The following is a 16,110-nucleotide window of genomic DNA, read 5'->3' as shown; positions in this document are numbered from 1 at the left end:
GGCAATACCCGCACCACACAACGGAGTTCGTCATGCCCGGATTCACCCCGCGTACCGCAGCCGTCCCGGCTCTCGCCACCGCCGCCGCTCTGCTGCTGTGCTCCTGCTCCGCGGGTGCGGGCACGGACCCGGGCGGGAACAGCGCCGCCGCCAAGAGCGGCCGGCGGCTGACCGCCACGCTCGGCACCGCCCAGGACAGCCAGGGCCCCGCCCCGAAGATCCCGGGCGCCCGCGAGGGCGGCACCCTCACCGTCGCCAACCCGGTCGACTACACCCACCTCGACCCGCAGAAGATCTACGCGGGTGAGGCGTACAGCACCTCGCTGCTGTGGGGCAGGCAGCTGACGCAGTATCAGGTCATCGAAGGCAGGCCGAAGCTCGTCGGTGACCTCGCCACCGACACCGGCACATCCTCGGACGGCGGCCGGACCTGGACGTACCGCCTGAAGGACGGCATCGCCTGGGAGGACGGCAAGCCCGTCACCGCGCAGCAGGTCAAGTACGGCATCGAGCGCACCTTCGCCCCCGGCTTCGAGGCCGGACCCACCTACTGGCCCGAGTGGCTCACCGGCTCCGGGGACCGCACCGAGGCGGTGCGGAAGTACGGCGGGCCCAAGAAGGACGGCGACCTGAAGGCCATCGAGACGCCCGACGACAAGACCCTCGTCCTCCACTTCCCCGAACCGCAGTCCGACGTGCCGTACATGGCCGCCCAGTCCTCCTCCTCGCCGGTCCGGCCGGACAAGGACACGGGCACCGGCTACGACGTGCGGCCCTTCGCCACCGGCCCGTACCGGATCGTCGAGCACAAGCAGAACAAGAGCCTCACCCTGGAGCGCAACCCGCACTGGAAGGCGGCCACCGACCCGGTCCGGCACGCCTACCCGGACCGCTTCGAGTTCGTCTTCGGCAAGGCGAACCTCAACACGGCCCAGGAGGTGTTCAACGGGCAGGGCGCGGGCCCGGCCACCCTCACCACCAAGGGCACGCTGCCGCCGGAACTGATCTCCACGGTCGAACGCGACCCCGCCAAGCGGAAGCTGGTCGTCTCCGGCAGCCAGGGCGCCTTCACCACGGACCTGTACATCAAGAACGACCGGGTCACCGACCCCGAGGTCCGCAAGGCCATCCACTACGTCTTCCCGCGCCGGCAGGCCCGCCAGGTCCTCGGCGGGCAGTACGCCGGCGACTTCGCGACCACACTGTCCTCCCCGGCCGTCGTGGGCTGGAAGAAGTACGACCTCTACCCCGTGGCACCCACCGGAGACATCGCCGAGGCCCGGGAACACCTGGCCAGGGCGAGGACGAAGGTCACCAGACTGACGTACGCGTACGCCGTCCACAGCGCGCAGGACGACCAGGTCGCCCAGGTCCTCGCCGACGCCTTCGCCAAGATCGGCGTCGAACTGGTGGTGAAGGGCCTGCAGCCGGCCGCGTTCGACGCCGAGGTGTTCCGCAACGACGCCCCGTACGACCTGTGGCTGTCCGCCAACTCCGTGGACTGGCCCACCCCGTCGACCCTGCTCCCCGACAGCTTCGAGAGCCGTCTCGATCCGCTGTCCAACTCCATCCGCTACGCCAACCCGCGGGTGGACGAGGAGCTGGCCCGCATCGCGAAGATCGGTGACGCCCGGAAGAAGGCCGCCGAACTCATCGGCCTGGAGCGGACGGTGATGAAGGACGTCCCCCTGGTGCCCTTCCTCTACAACAGCGTCTCCCAGTTCCGCGGCGAGGACGTCGGCGGCGCCGCCATCCACCCGATCTACGGCGCCACCGCCGCGGTCGACCTGTACCTGAAGAACGCCTGACCCCCGCGCCATGACCCGATACCTCCTGAAGAGGGCCGCGCAGGCCGTGGCGGTGCTCCTCGCGATCACCGCCCTGGCCTTCGGACTCTTCTACGCCGCCCCCTCCGACCCGGCGCTGATCGCCTGCGGCCCCAAGTGCGACACCGCGCAGGTCGAGGCGGTCCGGGCGAGCATGGGGCTCGACCGGCCGCTCGCCGCCCAGTTCCTCGACTACGTCGGCGGCATCGTCACGGGCCGCACCATCGCGGACGTGGACGGCGCCCCGATCCCCTGCCCGGCCCCCTGCCTCGGCTACTCCTACACCCTGCACCAGCCCGTGCTCGCCGCCATCGCCGACCGTCTGCCGGTGACCGTCTCCCTCGCGGCCGGGGCCCTCGCGGTGATCCTCCTCCTCGGCGTCGGCTCGGGCCTGGCGGCGGCCCTGCGCCGGGGCAGGGCGACGGACCGTGTGCTGTCCGGCTTCAACCTGCTGGGCGCGAGCGTCCAGATCTACTTCCTCGGCTACGTGCTCCAGTTCCTGCTCGTCTACTCCACGGGCCTGTTCCCGCTGCCGCGCTACGTCCCCGTCACCGCTCATCCCGCCCAGTGGGCGCTGGGGCTGCTGCTGCCGTGGCTGGTCCTCGGCTTCGTCAACGCGGCCGTCTTCGCCCGCCTCACCCGCTCACAGATGCTGGAGACCATGCACCACGGGTATGTGCGCACGGCCCGCGCGAAGGGCCTCGGCACCCTGCGCGCCCATCTGAAGTACACCGCGCGCGGAGCGGCCGGCCCGCTGGTGCAGCTGCTCGGCCTGGAGATCGGGGCGCTGTTCGGCGGCGCGTTCATCACGGAGACCGTGTTCGGCCTCGGCGGCGTCGGCAAGCTGGCCGTCGACGCGGTGAACGGCAACGACCTGCCCACGGTCGTCGGCACCGTACTCCTCGCCGCGTTCTTCGTCGTCGTGTTCGTCGCCGTGGCCGATGCGGCCGTGGCCTGGCTGGATCCCCGAGTGAGGCTCGCATGACCGCACGACCCGCCCTGCGCGTGAGCGACTTGACGGTCACCTTCGGCACGCCACGCGGCCCGGTGCCGGCGGTCCGGGACATCTCCTTCGACCTGGCCCCCGGCGAGGTGCTGGGGCTCGTCGGGGAGTCGGGCTCGGGCAAGTCCACGATCGGTCTGGCGGCCCTGGGCCTGCACGATCCGGCGCGCACCCGGGTCGAGGGAAGCATCCGGCTGGGCGGCGACGGACCGGAGCTGGTGGGCGCGCCGGAATCCGCCCTGAAGCGGGTCCGGGGCGCCAGGGTCGCGATGGTCTTCCAGGACGCCCTGGACGCGCTGTCGCCGTACCACACCATCGGCGCGCAGATCGCCGAGGCCTACCGTGTGCACCATCCGAAGGCGGGCCGCAGGGCGGCGCTGGAGCGGGCGGCGGCGATGCTGGAGCGGGTGGGCATCCCCGCCGCCCGGGCCGCGGACCACCCCCACCGTCTCTCGGGCGGCATGCGCCAACGCGTGGTCGTCGCCATGGCGTTGGTCAACGGCCCGGACGTGCTGATCGCCGACGAACCGACCACGGCACTCGACGCCAGGGTCCAGCGCCAGATCCTCGACCTGATCGGCGAGCTCCAGGCGGAGACCGGTACGGCCGTGCTCCTCATCACCCACGACGTGGGCGTGGTCGCGGCGACGTGCCACCGCATGCTCGTGCTGCGCGCCGGCCAGGCCCTGGAGGAGGGGCCCACGACGCGTCTGCTGACCTCCGCCGGCCATCCGTACACCCGGGCCCTGGTCCGGGCGGCCCCCACTCTGCGCACGCCGCCCGGCAGCCGTCTGCCCACGGTCGAGGACCCGGATCCGCACCCCCGCGCCACGACCCGCGACCGTACGGTCCCCGCCCTCGGTGCGCTGGCCGAACTGCGCGATCTCCGCGTGGACTACCCGGGGCGCCGCCGTTCCCGCCCGCACACCGCGGTCGACGGCGTGAGCCTGCGCGTGAACCGCGGCGAGACCCTGGGCCTGGTCGGCGAGTCCGGCTCGGGCAAGTCCACGATCGCGAAGGTGCTGGCCGGTCTGCGCCGGCCCACGAGCGGGGAGGTCCGCTTCGACGGCCGGGACATCTCCCGGGCGGCGACGGACGCGCGGCTGCGCCGTGAGCTGAGCCGGGACGTCCAGCTCGTCTTCCAGGACCCGTACGCCTCGCTGAACCCGCGCCACACGGTGGAGCAGATCGTCACGACACCGCTGCGCATCCACACGGACCTGGACACGGCGCAGCGCGGAAGGAGGGCGGCGGAACTTCTGGAGCAGGTGGGTCTGTCCGCCGCGCACCTTCCGCGTCACCCGCACGAGTTCTCCGGCGGCCAGCGCCAGCGCATCGGCATCGCCCGCGCGCTGGCCGTCCGTCCCCGCCTGGTCATCGCCGACGAACCGGTCTCCGCACTGGACGTCTCCGTCCAGGCTCAGGTCCTGAACCTCCTCATGGACCTGCGTGCGGAACTCGGCCTGTCGCTGCTCTTCATCTCCCACGACCTCGCGGTGGTGCGGCACTTCTGCGACCGGATCGCGGTCCTGAAGGACGGCCGGCTGGTGGAAGCGGGCCCGCGGGACACGGTCTTCGGCACGCCGAGCGCGCCTTACACGAAGGAGTTGCTGGCCGCGGTCCTGTGACCAGGACGGCCCCTCGGCCGTCGCCTTCCATCCTCCCGGCCGCGACCGGCGCACCGTACACCGGCACGCTCCCCCGGCTCCGCCGGGAGGTCCCGGCTCACCCCGCCGGCCCGGCGACCGCCCGGGACGCCTCACGCGCCGTCGTGCACGCTCTGGTGACCACCCGGTACGGACCGTGACACTGACAGCCGTCGTCCGGTGACACCGGCGGCAGAACCCGCGGAAAGGAAACAACCCCCCATGCACCGTGTCACGTCACTCGCCCTCGCCTCCCTCGCCGTCACCGCGGCCCTCGGTACGGCCCCCGTCGCGTCCGCCACCGCCCAGGCCCCGGCCGGCACCAGGGCCGCCGCGGCCTTCCACTGCGACCCGGGACACTTCTGCATCTACAGCGGCTGGGACGGCGGCGGCACCCGCTGCCAGTGGACGGCGGAGAAGGTCGCGAACACCGCCGACCTGTGTTCCTTCATCCGCAACGGCAAGAACGTGCTGTCCCTGTGGAACGGAACGGGCCACCGCGTGCAGTACTACACGCAGACCAACTACAACGCGCGCGTCGGGTCGACGGCCGCCGGCCACGGGGGCAACCTCCAGGGCAGCTACCAGATCCGCTCCTTCAAGAAGCAGTAGGCACCCCTGGTCACCCCCGGCGGCCGGCGGCGCGCGGGGCTACTTCAGCCCGTCGTCCAGTGCGGTCATCAGCCGGCCGTCCGGGGTGTCGCCGGACATCTCCCAGACGAACCCGCCCAGCAGCCCCTTGGACTTGATCCAGGCCGTCTTCTTCCCGATCGACCAGGCGTCGTCGAACGACCACCACTGGCCGCCCGGACCGGTGTAGCCGTACGCCGAGACGGACTGCTCGTCGTGGCGCACGGTCATGGCCGGGAAGCTGCTGATCAGGTTCTGGTAGCCGCGCACCCCGGCCTCGGTGTCGAACTGGCCGGGTGCCGCGCCGCCCGCGTCCTGCCACTCACCGGCGGCCCCGCCGTCGGTCACGCCCTGCCAGCCGCGCCCGTAGAACGGGAAGCCGACCGTCAGCTTGCGCGGGTTGACCCCGGCGTCGAGATAGACCTTGACGGCGTTCTCGACGCTGAAGTGGAAGGGGTACGGGTCCTGCCCGTCGGCGTAGAGGTTGGAGCCGTGGCCGGTGCGCTTGGGCTCCCAGGAGTTGTCGCTGCCCGCGCCGTGGAAGTCGTACCCCTGGACGTTGGCGTAGTCGAGCGAGTCGAAGATCCGGCTCAGGTCCCAGCCCGCGGCGATCTTGGCGGGGTCGGCGGGGGTGAACGCGGTCAGCAGCCGGTGTTCGCCGCCGAGTGCGTCGAGCTGCTTGCGGAACTCGGCGAGCAGCGCGGTCAGGTTGGCCTTGTCCTGGGTGCCGTAGTGGTTGCCGGGATGTCCCTCGGAGCCCGGCCATTCCCAGTCGATGTCGATGCCGTCGAAGATCCCGGCGGCCGTGCCGGGTCCGCCCGCGCCGTTGTAGACGGGCAGATTCCCCTTGATCCACACGTCCACGCAGGACTTGACGAACTTCTCCCGGGAGGTCTGGGTGGCGGCGGCGTCCGAGAAGAACTTGGAGTACGTCCAGCCGCCGAGCGACACCACGACCTTCAGCTTCGGGTACTTGGCCTTGAGCTTCTTCAACTGGTTGAGGTTGCCCCGGAGTCTGCCCCAGCCGTCGTCGGCGGTCCCGTCCACCGACTGCGCGGCCGACATGGGACGCGCGTAGTCGGCGTCCGCGTCACCCGCGCCGGTGCCCTCGTCGGGGTCCTGGGGGTTGGCGGAGACGCCCTTGGTGACCCCCGCCTGGCAGGTGAGGTTGGCCGGGTCCAGGTTCTCGAAGGCGTAGTTGACGACGTCGAGCCGGGCCGCGGCGCCCGAGGTGTCCAGGTTCTTCACGAAGTACTGACGGCCGTAGATGCCCCACTGCGCGAAGTAGCCCACCTTGAGCTGCTTGCCCGGCCCGGCCACGTCGTCGGTGGTGACGGTCAGCGCGTTCGACGCCGGTGAGGCGTTGTCGGCGGTATCGCGGGCCTTGACGGTGAGGGTGTAGGCGGTGGCGGGAGAGAGGCCCTCGACCGTGGCGGTGGTGGTGTCCGCGCCGACGGTCTTCGCCAGCGTGCCGCCGCGGTACACGTCATAGGCGGCCACGGCGACGTTGTCGGTGGACTTGTCCCAGGCCAGGGCGATGCTGGAGGAGGTCTTGCCGGTGGCGCGCAGGGTGCCGGGCGCGGTCGGCGGCGTGGGGTCGGTCGCCGGGTCCACGGTCTTGACGGTCACCGGGGCGCTCGCCGGTCCCACGTTCCCGCGGGTGTCCTTGGCGCGCACGGTGAACGTGTAACCCGTCGCCGGGGTGAGGCCGGTGACGGTGGCCGAGGTGCCGGTCGGGGTGGCCACGGTGTCCGGGCCGCTGAGCACCTCGTAGGAGGCCACGGCGTGGTCGCCGCCCTGTGCGGCGGGCCAGCTCAGCGCGACCGAGTGCGCGGTGACCGCGGTCGCCTTCGGCGCGCCGGGGGCGGTCGGCGGGACGTCGGGGGTGCCGTCGCACTTGTCGCCGTTGACGGTGCAGCCCGTCGGGGCGCCGACCGGCCCGTTGGCGATGAACCAGTAGCTGTACGGCTCGGTGCTGCCACCGGCCGGGACGTTGGCGTTGTAGTGGGCGTTCTTCACGGTCACGTGCCGGCCGGAGACGGTGGCGTCACCGTTGTAGTGGCCGGTCACGGAGACCCCGGCCGGCAGGTCGAACTCCAGGCTCCAGCCGTTGACGGCGGCCGCACCGCTGTTGCGGACGACGTACGTGCCCTTCCACCAGGAGCCGTTGTCCTGGGTGGTGAACGCGGCCGTCAGTGTCCCGGCCGCGTGGGCGGGCGCCGCGAGGGCGGTGAGCCCGAGCGGAAGGAGCAGCGCGGTGCCCAGGGCGGCGATCCAGCGCCGGAAGCGGGCGTCAGGTGCGGGAGAGGGCGTGAGCGGTCGTCTGCGCCGGTGGAACATGGCACTCCCTGTTGTCGTGGGGTGGTACAGGGATGGGGTGAACCGTGCGTGCGCGTTGCCTGACCGAGCGCTCACACCGTAGAAGGTCTGGACCAATGCGTCAACGGCTTCAGTGAGGCGATCCGGCGGGGTTTCCGGTGGCCGCGGCGTACACCGGATGCCGGACGTCCGTGACGTTGTGCCGCCCCTCTTCCCCGACGGTCGAGGTCCTCCCGCCGCTGCGACCGGCGCGTCCCGGCCGTGTTGCCCACCGTCCGCTGGAGGGAAGCGAGTTCGGCGGGTCTCGGGCCTGCCTGGCGCCGGGGTCCGGGGCTGTGCCCGGTGCCCGCCGCCTCGGTGCCGTCCCGGACTGCCGGCGGCACCGAGTGTGTCACCGTCTTCCGCACGCGTCAGCGGAGTCGGTGCCGGGTACGGGGTGCGTGGTGGGGTCGCGCACGTCGCTCAGCATGGGTTCGGACGCGCGGACGGCGCGCAGGACCCGCGGGTCGAGGTCGGCGGTGATCAGCTCGGGCCGATCCGCGCCGGCCTCGGCGAGCGGGCGCCCGTCCGGTCCCCGTACGGCGCCGGCTCCGCAGGCGTCCAGCCCCCGGTCGTGCCGATGTGGTGGGCGAGCACCGCGTAGCAGGTGTCGTCCAGGGCACGTGCAGATGCCCGGTCCCAGGCGCCGGCCGTCAAGCTGGAGAGTGCACCCGGCCGCGTACGGGCGGTAGATCTCGCGTTCCGGCGCGAACAGGTTCCGCTTGTCGCAACGGGTGACGAACTCCCCGTTCGCCTCGATGACCAGTGCCGACACATACAGGTGGCCCTGGTCGTGGAACGCGGCGCCGGCGATGGGGTCCAGTCACGGTGGCCACGTTGGCCCCGACATGTCACGGGCCGGCACACCACCCCGCACGGTCGGCACACCTGGGCACAGGCTACTCGGTTCCCCGTTGCGCCCCGGGGCGCCAGGGCGGGAGGTGGGTGCCGAGACGACGGCGGGCCCGGGCCATGAGCAGCAGGGCCCGGGTATCGGCCGGGGAGGGTTCGGGCGGGGCGGCATCGGTCACGGCTATCTCGACGCCGCCGCTGTACTGCGCCGACAGGTTGTAGAGGAAGGCGCCCAGCGTCACCAGGCCCGTGCCCAGGACGACTTCCACGATGACGACGCCGACCGCGATCGCCAGGAAGGTGCTCAGCGCGGGCAGTACATCCGGCGCCATGGTGTTCACCATGAGCCAGGAGACGCCCGCCGTGGCGACCACCAGGACACCCAGGCCGGCCAGCAGGAGGAAGCTCGTCACCAGCACCGACCAGGGATCGGCCTCCGACAGGCGCAGCCGTATCGGCCGCCGCCCGGGCACGGGCGCCCCGCCGCCGGGCACCCGTCGGTTCCAGGCGGGGGCACCAGCGGCCCCGACCGGCCCGGAAGGAGCGGAGGGAGCGGGCGGGCCGGGCGTCTCAGGTGGTCCGGAGGGATCGAGCGTTCCCAGTGGTGCGGAGGGGTCCGGTGGCCCGGCGGAAACAGCGTGCTCCGGCGCCGGGCCCTGACCGGCCGGGCGGACGGCCCCCTTCGGCGGCGGGGGCTCCCCGCCGGGTATCGGCCGCCCGTCGGGCTCATCGGGCGGCACCACGCGCCGGCGTCCGGTCGGTCCGGTCTTCGCGGAGGGGTCGGAGCCGCCGTCCGGCCCGGGTGCCATCCGTCCGCGGAACGTGCTGCTGGGCCTGCGCTTGGCTCGGCTCATGCCTGTCTCCCTGACTGGCCTGGCAGCCGGGCCGTGCCGTCCACCGTCGAACGGGCCCGTGCCGACCGCCAGGCGGCCTCTGGGCCTGCTGGTCCGTGAATCAGACGGTATCGGCACTTGTCCGGGTATGCACCCGCGAGTGGTACGCCGGAGGCACCACGGGGCGAAGACGGTCGGCGGTCCGTCAGCGGGTGTGCGGGCCGCCCAGGCAGGGGAAGCCGGGGAGCAGGCCGGTGGGGTGGGCGGACCCTGCGGAACACCGCGAAGAAGGTGTACGGTCCGGACTCCGCCACCGTGGCCTCGGCACCGGGGCTTCTCGGCTCGCGGTGCCGGGGCACTCCGCTGTTCGGGTGGGTGCCACGTGGTGGTGAGCCCCCGGACCGGGCCCGGGAGCCCGGGGCGGGTCAGCGTACGACGTCGAAGACGTTCTTCTGGATGCCGTTGGCGTAGGTCTCGTGCTCGACCAGCCTCAGCTTCTGGGCGTCCTTGTCCGTGGCGCTGAACAGCCGCTTGCCCGCGCCGAGCAGGAGCGGGAAGACGAGCAGGTGGTAGCGGTCGATCAGGCCGGCGTCGGAGAGGCTCCGGTTCAGGGCGGCACTGCCGTGGACGATGACCGGCCCGCCCTCGGTGGCCTTCAGCGCGGCGACCTCGTCGAGCGAGCGCAGGATCGTCGTCTCGCCCCAGTCCGACACCAGGCCGGCCTCGGTGAGGGTGGTGGACACGACGTACTTGGGCATCGCCTTGTACCCCGCGAAGTCCGCCATGCCGGGCCACACCGGGCTGAACGCCTGGTAGCTGACCCGGCCGAGCAGCATCGCGGTGGCCTCCTGCTGCTCCCGGCCCTTGATCTCGAACGCCTCGGGCAGGAACTCGACGTCCTTGAAGGTCCATCCGGAGTTCCGGTAGCCGGGCTCGCCGCCCGGGGCCTCCACGACACCGTCGAGCGAGACGAAGGCGGTGCTGATCAGGGTGCGCATCTGGGGTTCCTCGGTATCTGGTCATCGGGTGCCGCGGCCGGCCGTGGGGCCGTTCCCGGCACATCGTTCGTGATCTTCGACCGTCGATCAAGCGAAAACTCATCGGTCGCCGCCCGCCGGTACCGCACGAGCGGCCACGGCCCCCGTCAACGGCCCCTCCCGGGGCGCACCGTCGGGGGAATCTCCGCCACTGCGGCGCCCCGGGGCACCGTCGTGTGCCAGGCTGCCCGCGAACGCGCCGCTCGACCCGTCCGGGTCCGTTTCCGAGCAGGAGACACCGCCCTTGACCGCCGACGACAACCCGCCGGCCTGGGACACCACCACCGTGGCCGACGCCTACCGGGACCGCGACATGCGGCTCGCCGAACGGCTGGTCTTCCCGGCCGTGCTGCGCCGGCTCGCGGGGAGCGCCGGGCCCGGCCGGCTGGCCCTGGACGTCGGGTGCGGCACCGGCGCGGTCGCGGCACGGCTCGCGCGCGCCGGGGAGTGGCAGGTCCAGGGGCTCGACCCCTCGCCCGGCATGCTCGGCATCGCCCGCGCGGACCGCCCCCACCCCCGTGTCTCGTACCGGTTGTTCGACGGCCGCGCCCTGGACTGGCTCGCCGACGACAGCGTCGACGCCGCCGTGTGCTGCCTGGTGTACTGCACCGACCCGGACGACGGCCGGCTGGCCGCCCTCACCGCCGAGATCCGCCGGGTGCTGCGTCCCGGTGCGCCGTACGTGCTGGCCGACCTCAACCCGGCGGCTGCCGGCGTGGCCTTCTCCACCCTGCGCCACGGCGAGCCGGGCGTGGTCTACGGCGACGGCGACCCGGTGCCCACCCTGCTGCGGATGCGCGACGGCACGATGATGTCCAGCACCACTTACCACCGCTCCCTCGACCGGTACCGCCGTTTCCTGACCGAGGCCGGTTTCCCCTCCCCTGCCGTGGAGTTGCCCACGCTCCCCGCCGATCGCCCGGGCTCCGCGGCGGTCCCGGCGGAGATCAGGACCGCGCCGTACGTGATCCTGTCGACCCACGCGTGACCTGACCGGAGGGCGGGTGCGGGGGTCCGGGCGGCGGTGGGTGGGGTCAGGCCGATTCCCGTACGACCAGCTCCGGGTCGAACACGACCGACGTGGGCTCGGTGCGGGTGCCGTGGATGTGTTCGTCCAGCAGGCGGGCCATCTCGGCGGCCATGTCCTCCACGGGCTGGCGCACGGTGGTCAGGTGCGGGCGCCGGTCGACGGCGGCCGTGGAGTCGTCGAAGCCGACGACCGCGATGTCCTGCGGTATCCGCCGGCCATGGTCCCGCACCACCTGGCAGGCGCCGCGGGCCATGAGGTCGTTGGCCGCGAACACCCCGTCCACCTCCGGGTGTTCGGCGAGGAGTGCGGTCATCGCCGCGACGCCGCTGTCGAAGGTGAAGCCGCCCTCGGCGACGGGGACGCGGGCGTGGCCCCGCCGGGCGAGGGCGTCGCGGAAGCCGGCCAGGCGCTCCTGGCCGGCGGCGACCGTGAGCGGACCGGAGACGGTGGCCGGTCTGCGGCAGCCCCGGGCGAGCAGGTGCTCGGCGGCGAGCCGGCCGCCGTCCCGGTGGGCCAGGTCGACGTGGCTGAGCGGGACGGGGCGGGCGGGACGGGCGAAGAGGACGGCGGGCAGCCGGGCGTCGGCGAGGAGTGCGGGCAACGGATCGTCGGCATGGCTGGAGACCACCAGCGCCCCGTCGGCCCGGCCCTGTCTGAGGTAGGTGAGCACCTCCTCGCGGGCGGCGGCCGACTCGGCGAACATCAGCACCGGGTGGACGGAGCGCGGGCGGAGGTGGCCGACGACGCCCGCGACCACTCGGCCGAAGAAGGGGTCGGCGAACACCCGGGCGGCGAAGGCGGCCTGGGCCTCCTCCGAGGCGTCCCCGGCGCCGGAGATCACCAGCGCCACGGCCTCGGCCCGCCGGGTGACCAGGGAGCGGGCGGCCCGGTTGGGGGCGTAGCCGGTGCTTCGGATGGCCTGGCGGACCAGTTCCTGGATGGCCGGGTCCACGTTGCGTACCCCGTTGACGACCCGGGAGACGGTGGCCCGGGAGACGCCGGCCTCCCGGGCGACGTCCTCCAGGGTGGGGGCCTGTCTGCTCATGCCCCGCACCCTAACGGCCCGTCGGCTCCCGCCGGTAGAGCGCTCTCCCGTCCTTCCGGTCCTGCCGTCGGGTGCCGGCCTGCGGTCAGCCGTAGACGCCGAACTCGTACAGCGAGTAGCCCCAGCCCGTGCCGCGGGCGGTGCCGTTGATCCGGACGTACCGGCCGGTGCCGGTGACGTCGAGGTCGTCGACGCCGCCGTTCCCGTCCGTCACGGACCGCACGGTCTGCCAGGTCTGGCCGTCGTCGGAGGTCTGCACGGTGTACGCCCTGGCGTAGGACGCCTCCCACAGCAGCTGGACATGGCGGAAGGCGGTGCGGGTGCCGAGGTCGACCCGGATCCACTGGGGGTCGCTCCAGTCGCTCGCCCAGCGGGTGTCCGCCCTGCCGTCGACGGCGTTGGCGGCGGGGCAGGGGCAGTCGCCGTAGCCGGGCTGGAAGGAGGAGGCCGTGGCGGGTCTGCCGAGGGCGAGGTCGGTGCCGTTCACCGGGGGTGGGACGACCCGGACGGACCGGGTCTCGACGCCGACGTTGCCGTGGCCGTCCTTGGCCTTGACATAGACCTTCCACACGCCGGGCCGGTCGGGCGCGGTCACCTTCAGCCGGCCGCCGCCGAGGTCGGTGAAGGGCAGCGAGGTGAGGTTCCTGTTCTGGTCGAGGTACGCGCTGCTGTCCAGGACTTCGTAGGTGACCGGGTCGCCGTCGGGGTCGGTGGCGCGGACGGACAGGGTGAGATCGCGGCCGGCCGGCACCGCGCCCGCGTCGCCCTCCACGGTCAGGTCCGTGAGGACGGGCGGGGTGTTGTCGTGCGTGGTGTCCCCGCCGTAGGCCCGTTTGACCGCGTAGTACGAGAGCCGTTTCTCGCCCGCGGGCAGCAGGTTGAACCAGATGCCGCCGAAGTCGTACTCGGTGCCGTAGTGGAACATCGTGGCGCCGAGCGCGACGCCCTTGTGCCCGGTGACGCAGCCCCAGGCGCGGGTGTATCCGTCGGCCTTGGCCCGGTCGGCGGGTTCCAGCGGTACGCCGTTGGCATCGTCGGGCACCTCCCACTCGCCGGCCGGGCCGGTCTCGGTGACGATGTAGGGCTTGCTGTAACCGCCTTGCTCCCACGCCGATTTGAGCCCGCAGACGGCGTTGTAGGCGTTGACGGCGTACAGGTCGAGGTCGGGGGCGTTCTTCTTGAAGTAGGGCCAGGATCCGGCCCAGGCGTCGGTGGAGGTGACCGGGTGGTCCGGGTCGACGGCGTGGATCTTCTTGGCGATGTCGTTGACGAAGGCGGTGTAGGCGTCGCGCTGGCGTTCCAGTTCGGTCCCGCTGTAACAGTTCTGCAGTCCGAGGACCGATTCGTTGCCGACGTCCCACATGAGGACGCCGGGGTGGTCCTTGTAGGTGCGCACCCAGGTGGGGAACTCGTCGAGCATCCGGTTCTTGTAGGCGGTGTCGGTCAGGTAGTCGACGCAGCCGCCGCTGCCGGGGCCGCCGCCGGGCTGGAGCCAGAAGCCGGCGATGACCTTGACTCCGTGCGCGGCGGCGGAGTCGAACAGGGGCTTGCTGGTGGCGTCGGTGCCCCAGGTGCGGATGGTGTTGACGCCCATGGACCTCAGGTCGGCCAGGTACCGGTCGGCGTCGGCCGGGGACGGGCCCCAGGTGAGGCCCTTGATCTGGTACGGCTGTCCGTCCACGGTGAGCTGCCAGGCGCCCTGGCCGCCGGTGACCTTGACGACGCTGCCGGCCGCGTGCGCCTGGGCGGCCGGCAGGGCGGTGAGGGCACCGAAGGCCAGCGCTCCGGCGACGAGGGGCGCGGCGAGGCGGCACGCGCGGGTGCGGGGTGGTGGGGTCATGACGGGGTCGCGTCTCCGGGGGGTCGGCGGGGCGTGCCGGGGGTGGGGATGCGTGCCGGGGGGTGTCAGGGCAGGCGGTAGTCGGCGTTCAGGGCGGCGCCTGCCTCGGGGTGGGTCTGGTCGTAGCCGCGGGCGTCGCACTGGAGTCCGCCGACGAGGCAGTGGTCGACCAGCGCCTTGAGCGTGCGGTCGTCCCAGGCGTTGAAGAAGTCGTAGTGGAAGCTGTGACCGGTGCCGCTGGACAGCCGCACTCGCGACATGTCGCCGTTGACGGGGAACGCCATCTTGAACTCGATCATCGGCAGGGCCACCGGGTGGTCGGCGGGGCAGACGTTGTCGTTGGTGCCGGGTTTGACCACGGGGTAGGCCATGTGGCTCCGGTGGTCGGGAGTGTCCAGGTACCGGCCGTCCCAGCAACTGGGCGCCTGGAAGCGGATGTTGAGCTGGACGTCGGCGCGGTTCGGGCAGGTCGCCGGGAACTCGGTGTTGAAGTAGCTGTCGCCGCACTCCCAGCCCTCGACGAAGCCGGGGTGCCCGCGGAAGGCGTCGGCGCTCTGCATCGGGTCGCCGACGACGAACCTGAGGCCCTTGGGGAAGGGCCGGACGCTGGTGTAGTCGGTGACGGCGGCCTTGTAGTAGATGGTCTGCGGGCCGACGGGCAGGACGGGCCGGTCCCCGTGGTACAGGGTGGGCATCCAGTAGCCGGACAGGTCTCCGGGAGCCTTGCAGGTGGTGGTGCCGGCGCTCAGCGAGGCCGTCGTGCTGTGCGCGTCGGTGGTGGTGTTGCCCATGAACGTGTGATCGTGGGACGCGCCGGGCCGGCCGGGATAGACGATCGGATCGTCGGCTTTGGTGTGCCCGACCGCGCAGTTGGCCTGGAACTCGTGGAAGTAGCGGTGCGGCGGCACCTGGGTGGACGGGGTGACGCCGGTGACGGGCGGGTCGGCGGGGATGTAGCCGTCGCCGTCGGGGTCCTCGGGCGACACGGCCGCCGGCACCGCCGCGGTGTGGCCGGTGTGTCCGGCCTCGCCGGCGGCCCGCGGGGCGGGCGACGCGGCGACCGTGGTGATGCCGAGCACGGCCGACACCAGTGCGGAGATGACCAGGGCACCCGGGAGGAACTGCGATCTCCGTGACATGGGGGGCTCCTTGACGCGGGGGCAGGAGAGGTCGTACGGAGGCGGCGGGAGAGCGCTCTCCCACGGCTGGAGTGTTGGGGCGGCGGCGGGAGGGTGTCAAGAGAGGCGACCGAACCCGTCACGGGCCGTTCCCGGCGCGGTGCCCTCCACGGCGGCGGCCTGCCGCGAGCACGAAGGGACCGGATCCTCCCCCGGGTGCGCGATGTGGGGCGGCGGCCGGCTTCGGTAACGTGGGCCCTCCGTGGAAGGAGGCACACCAATGTCACGGAGTACGCCCCGTCTTGCCGAGGCCATGCAGGTCGAGGCCTGCCCGGTCACCGAGGTGCTCGACCACGTGGCGGGCAAGTGGAGCATCGGCATCCTGATCGCCGCCGCCCACGGCCCCCTCCGTTTCACCGAGATCGAACGCGCGATCAGCGGTATCAGCCGGCGCATGCTCACCCTCAACCTGCGCCGGCTGGAGCGGGACGGACTGCTCGTCCGCACCGTGTACCCGACCGTCCCGCCCAGAGTCGAGTACGACCTCACGCCCATGGCGCGCGAGTTGTACGCCTCGCTGACCGGACTGGTGGACTGGGCCGAGCGCCACCGTTCCGCCATCGCCCGGGCCCGCGCCGCCTACGACGCCGGACAGCGGACGGTGGACGCCGTCTGAACCGGCGGGCGGGGCACGAGCGGTCGGCGGCGGCACGGGCCGGGGCCGACGGGGCAGGCCCCCGGCATGGAGTGCCGGGGGCCTGTGTCGGAGAACCCGCTGTCGAGGTCGCTCCGGGATCTCAGTAGCGGTAGTGGTCGGGCTTGTACGGGCCGTCGACGTCCACACCGATGTACGCCGCCTGCTCCGGGCGCAGCGTGGTGAGTTTGACGCCGA

The 16,110-nt window shown here is 72.6% G+C and carries 14 protein-coding genes; 6 read left to right on the top strand and 8 right to left on the bottom strand.

Features of this window, described 5'->3' with window-relative positions; all coding sequences use genetic code 11:
- The first annotated feature begins 32 nt into the window (after positions 1–32).
- The 4 genes from AB0E62_RS29105 (at position 33) to AB0E62_RS29090 (ending at position 5,087) form a co-directional block, all read left to right on the top strand.
- Positions 33–1,808 (top strand): ABC transporter substrate-binding protein, encoded by a 1,776-nt coding sequence (locus AB0E62_RS29105; RefSeq protein WP_362200149.1) that lies wholly within the window; start codon positions 33–35, stop codon positions 1,806–1,808.
- Positions 1,809–1,818: 10 nt separating this feature from the next.
- On the top strand, positions 1,819–2,811 hold the full coding sequence (locus AB0E62_RS29100) for an ABC transporter permease (RefSeq protein WP_362200146.1): 993 nt from the start codon (positions 1,819–1,821) through the stop codon (positions 2,809–2,811).
- Complete coding sequence (locus tag AB0E62_RS29095) at positions 2,808–4,457, top strand: ABC transporter ATP-binding protein (RefSeq protein ID WP_362200143.1); 1,650 nt, start codon at positions 2,808–2,810, stop codon at positions 4,455–4,457. Before AB0E62_RS29100 ends, AB0E62_RS29095 begins: the two co-directional genes overlap by 4 nt.
- Before the next feature lie 240 nt (positions 4,458–4,697).
- Positions 4,698–5,087, top strand: coding sequence for a peptidase inhibitor family I36 protein (locus AB0E62_RS29090; RefSeq protein WP_362200140.1), 390 nt, complete (start codon positions 4,698–4,700; stop codon positions 5,085–5,087).
- 39 nt (positions 5,088–5,126) lie between these two features.
- Here the strand turns inward: AB0E62_RS29090 and AB0E62_RS29085 are convergent, their stop codons facing one another.
- From AB0E62_RS29085 to AB0E62_RS29070, 4 genes are all read right to left on the bottom strand, one after another.
- Positions 5,127–7,445: a glycosyl hydrolase family 18 protein gene (locus AB0E62_RS29085; RefSeq protein ID WP_362200137.1), complete on the bottom strand. Its 2,319-nt coding sequence runs from the start codon at positions 7,443–7,445 to the stop codon at positions 5,127–5,129.
- A 370-nt stretch (positions 7,446–7,815) separates the two neighbouring features.
- Positions 7,816–8,238, bottom strand: coding sequence for a hypothetical protein (locus AB0E62_RS29080; RefSeq protein WP_362200134.1), 423 nt, complete (start codon positions 8,236–8,238; stop codon positions 7,816–7,818).
- Positions 8,239–8,362: 124 nt separating this feature from the next.
- The gene (locus tag AB0E62_RS29075; RefSeq protein WP_362200131.1) at positions 8,363–8,788 is read right to left on the bottom strand and encodes a DUF3566 domain-containing protein; all 426 of its coding nucleotides are present in this window, start codon (positions 8,786–8,788) and stop codon (positions 8,363–8,365) included.
- A gap of 785 nt (positions 8,789–9,573) precedes the next feature.
- The gene (locus AB0E62_RS29070; protein ID WP_362200128.1) at positions 9,574–10,146 is read right to left on the bottom strand and encodes a dihydrofolate reductase family protein; all 573 of its coding nucleotides are present in this window, start codon (positions 10,144–10,146) and stop codon (positions 9,574–9,576) included.
- 283 nt (positions 10,147–10,429) lie between these two features.
- Between AB0E62_RS29070 and AB0E62_RS29065 the strand changes: the two genes are divergently transcribed.
- Complete coding sequence (locus tag AB0E62_RS29065) at positions 10,430–11,173, top strand: class I SAM-dependent methyltransferase (RefSeq protein WP_362200125.1); 744 nt, start codon at positions 10,430–10,432, stop codon at positions 11,171–11,173.
- Positions 11,174–11,219: 46 nt separating this feature from the next.
- Here the strand turns inward: AB0E62_RS29065 and AB0E62_RS29060 are convergent, their stop codons facing one another.
- From AB0E62_RS29060 to AB0E62_RS29050, 3 genes are all read right to left on the bottom strand, one after another.
- Positions 11,220–12,260: a LacI family DNA-binding transcriptional regulator gene (locus AB0E62_RS29060; RefSeq protein WP_362200122.1), complete on the bottom strand. Its 1,041-nt coding sequence runs from the start codon at positions 12,258–12,260 to the stop codon at positions 11,220–11,222.
- Between the two features lie 85 nt (positions 12,261–12,345).
- Positions 12,346–14,100, bottom strand: coding sequence for a discoidin domain-containing protein (locus tag AB0E62_RS29055; protein ID WP_362200119.1), 1,755 nt, complete (start codon positions 14,098–14,100; stop codon positions 12,346–12,348).
- Between the two features lie 65 nt (positions 14,101–14,165).
- A complete protein-coding gene (locus tag AB0E62_RS29050) occupies positions 14,166–15,239 on the bottom strand; it encodes a DUF1996 domain-containing protein (RefSeq protein WP_362200116.1) in 1,074 nt (357 codons plus the stop codon).
- Between the two features lie 259 nt (positions 15,240–15,498).
- Between AB0E62_RS29050 and AB0E62_RS29045 the strand changes: the two genes are divergently transcribed.
- Positions 15,499–15,894: a helix-turn-helix domain-containing protein gene (locus AB0E62_RS29045; RefSeq protein WP_362200113.1), complete on the top strand. Its 396-nt coding sequence runs from the start codon at positions 15,499–15,501 to the stop codon at positions 15,892–15,894.
- 121 nt (positions 15,895–16,015) lie between these two features.
- On the opposite strand, the gene AB0E62_RS29040 is transcribed toward AB0E62_RS29045, so the two are convergent.
- The coding region (locus tag AB0E62_RS29040) for an adenosylhomocysteinase (RefSeq protein ID WP_351034276.1) at positions 16,016–16,110 on the bottom strand (95 nt) is incomplete at its 5' end.

Origin of the sequence: Streptomyces sp. NPDC038707 (assembly GCF_040636485.1) — a bacterium.
GTDB lineage: Bacteria > Actinomycetota > Actinomycetes > Streptomycetales > Streptomycetaceae > Streptomyces.
This window is presented reverse-complemented; position numbering and strand designations above follow the sequence as displayed.

What these genes read in the sequence shown, in the direction of transcription:
- AB0E62_RS29070 (WP_362200128.1), bottom strand. Translation starts at nt 10,146, where the DNA reads ATGCGCACCCTGATCAGCACCGCCTTCGTCTCGCTCGACGGTGTCGTG.
- AB0E62_RS29105 (WP_362200149.1), top strand. Translation starts at nt 33, where the DNA reads ATGCCCGGATTCACCCCGCGTACCGCAGCCGTCCCGGCTCTCGCCACC.
- AB0E62_RS29045 (WP_362200113.1), top strand. Translation starts at nt 15,499, where the DNA reads ATGTCACGGAGTACGCCCCGTCTTGCCGAGGCCATGCAGGTCGAGGCC.
- AB0E62_RS29085 (WP_362200137.1), bottom strand. Translation starts at nt 7,445, where the DNA reads ATGTTCCACCGGCGCAGACGACCGCTCACGCCCTCTCCCGCACCTGAC.
- AB0E62_RS29060 (WP_362200122.1), bottom strand. Translation starts at nt 12,260, where the DNA reads ATGAGCAGACAGGCCCCCACCCTGGAGGACGTCGCCCGGGAGGCCGGC.
- AB0E62_RS29055 (WP_362200119.1), bottom strand. Translation starts at nt 14,100, where the DNA reads ATGACCCCACCACCCCGCACCCGCGCGTGCCGCCTCGCCGCGCCCCTC.
- AB0E62_RS29100 (WP_362200146.1), top strand. Translation starts at nt 1,819, where the DNA reads ATGACCCGATACCTCCTGAAGAGGGCCGCGCAGGCCGTGGCGGTGCTC.
- AB0E62_RS29095 (WP_362200143.1), top strand. Translation starts at nt 2,808, where the DNA reads ATGACCGCACGACCCGCCCTGCGCGTGAGCGACTTGACGGTCACCTTC.
- AB0E62_RS29090 (WP_362200140.1), top strand. Translation starts at nt 4,698, where the DNA reads ATGCACCGTGTCACGTCACTCGCCCTCGCCTCCCTCGCCGTCACCGCG.
- AB0E62_RS29050 (WP_362200116.1), bottom strand. Translation starts at nt 15,239, where the DNA reads ATGTCACGGAGATCGCAGTTCCTCCCGGGTGCCCTGGTCATCTCCGCA.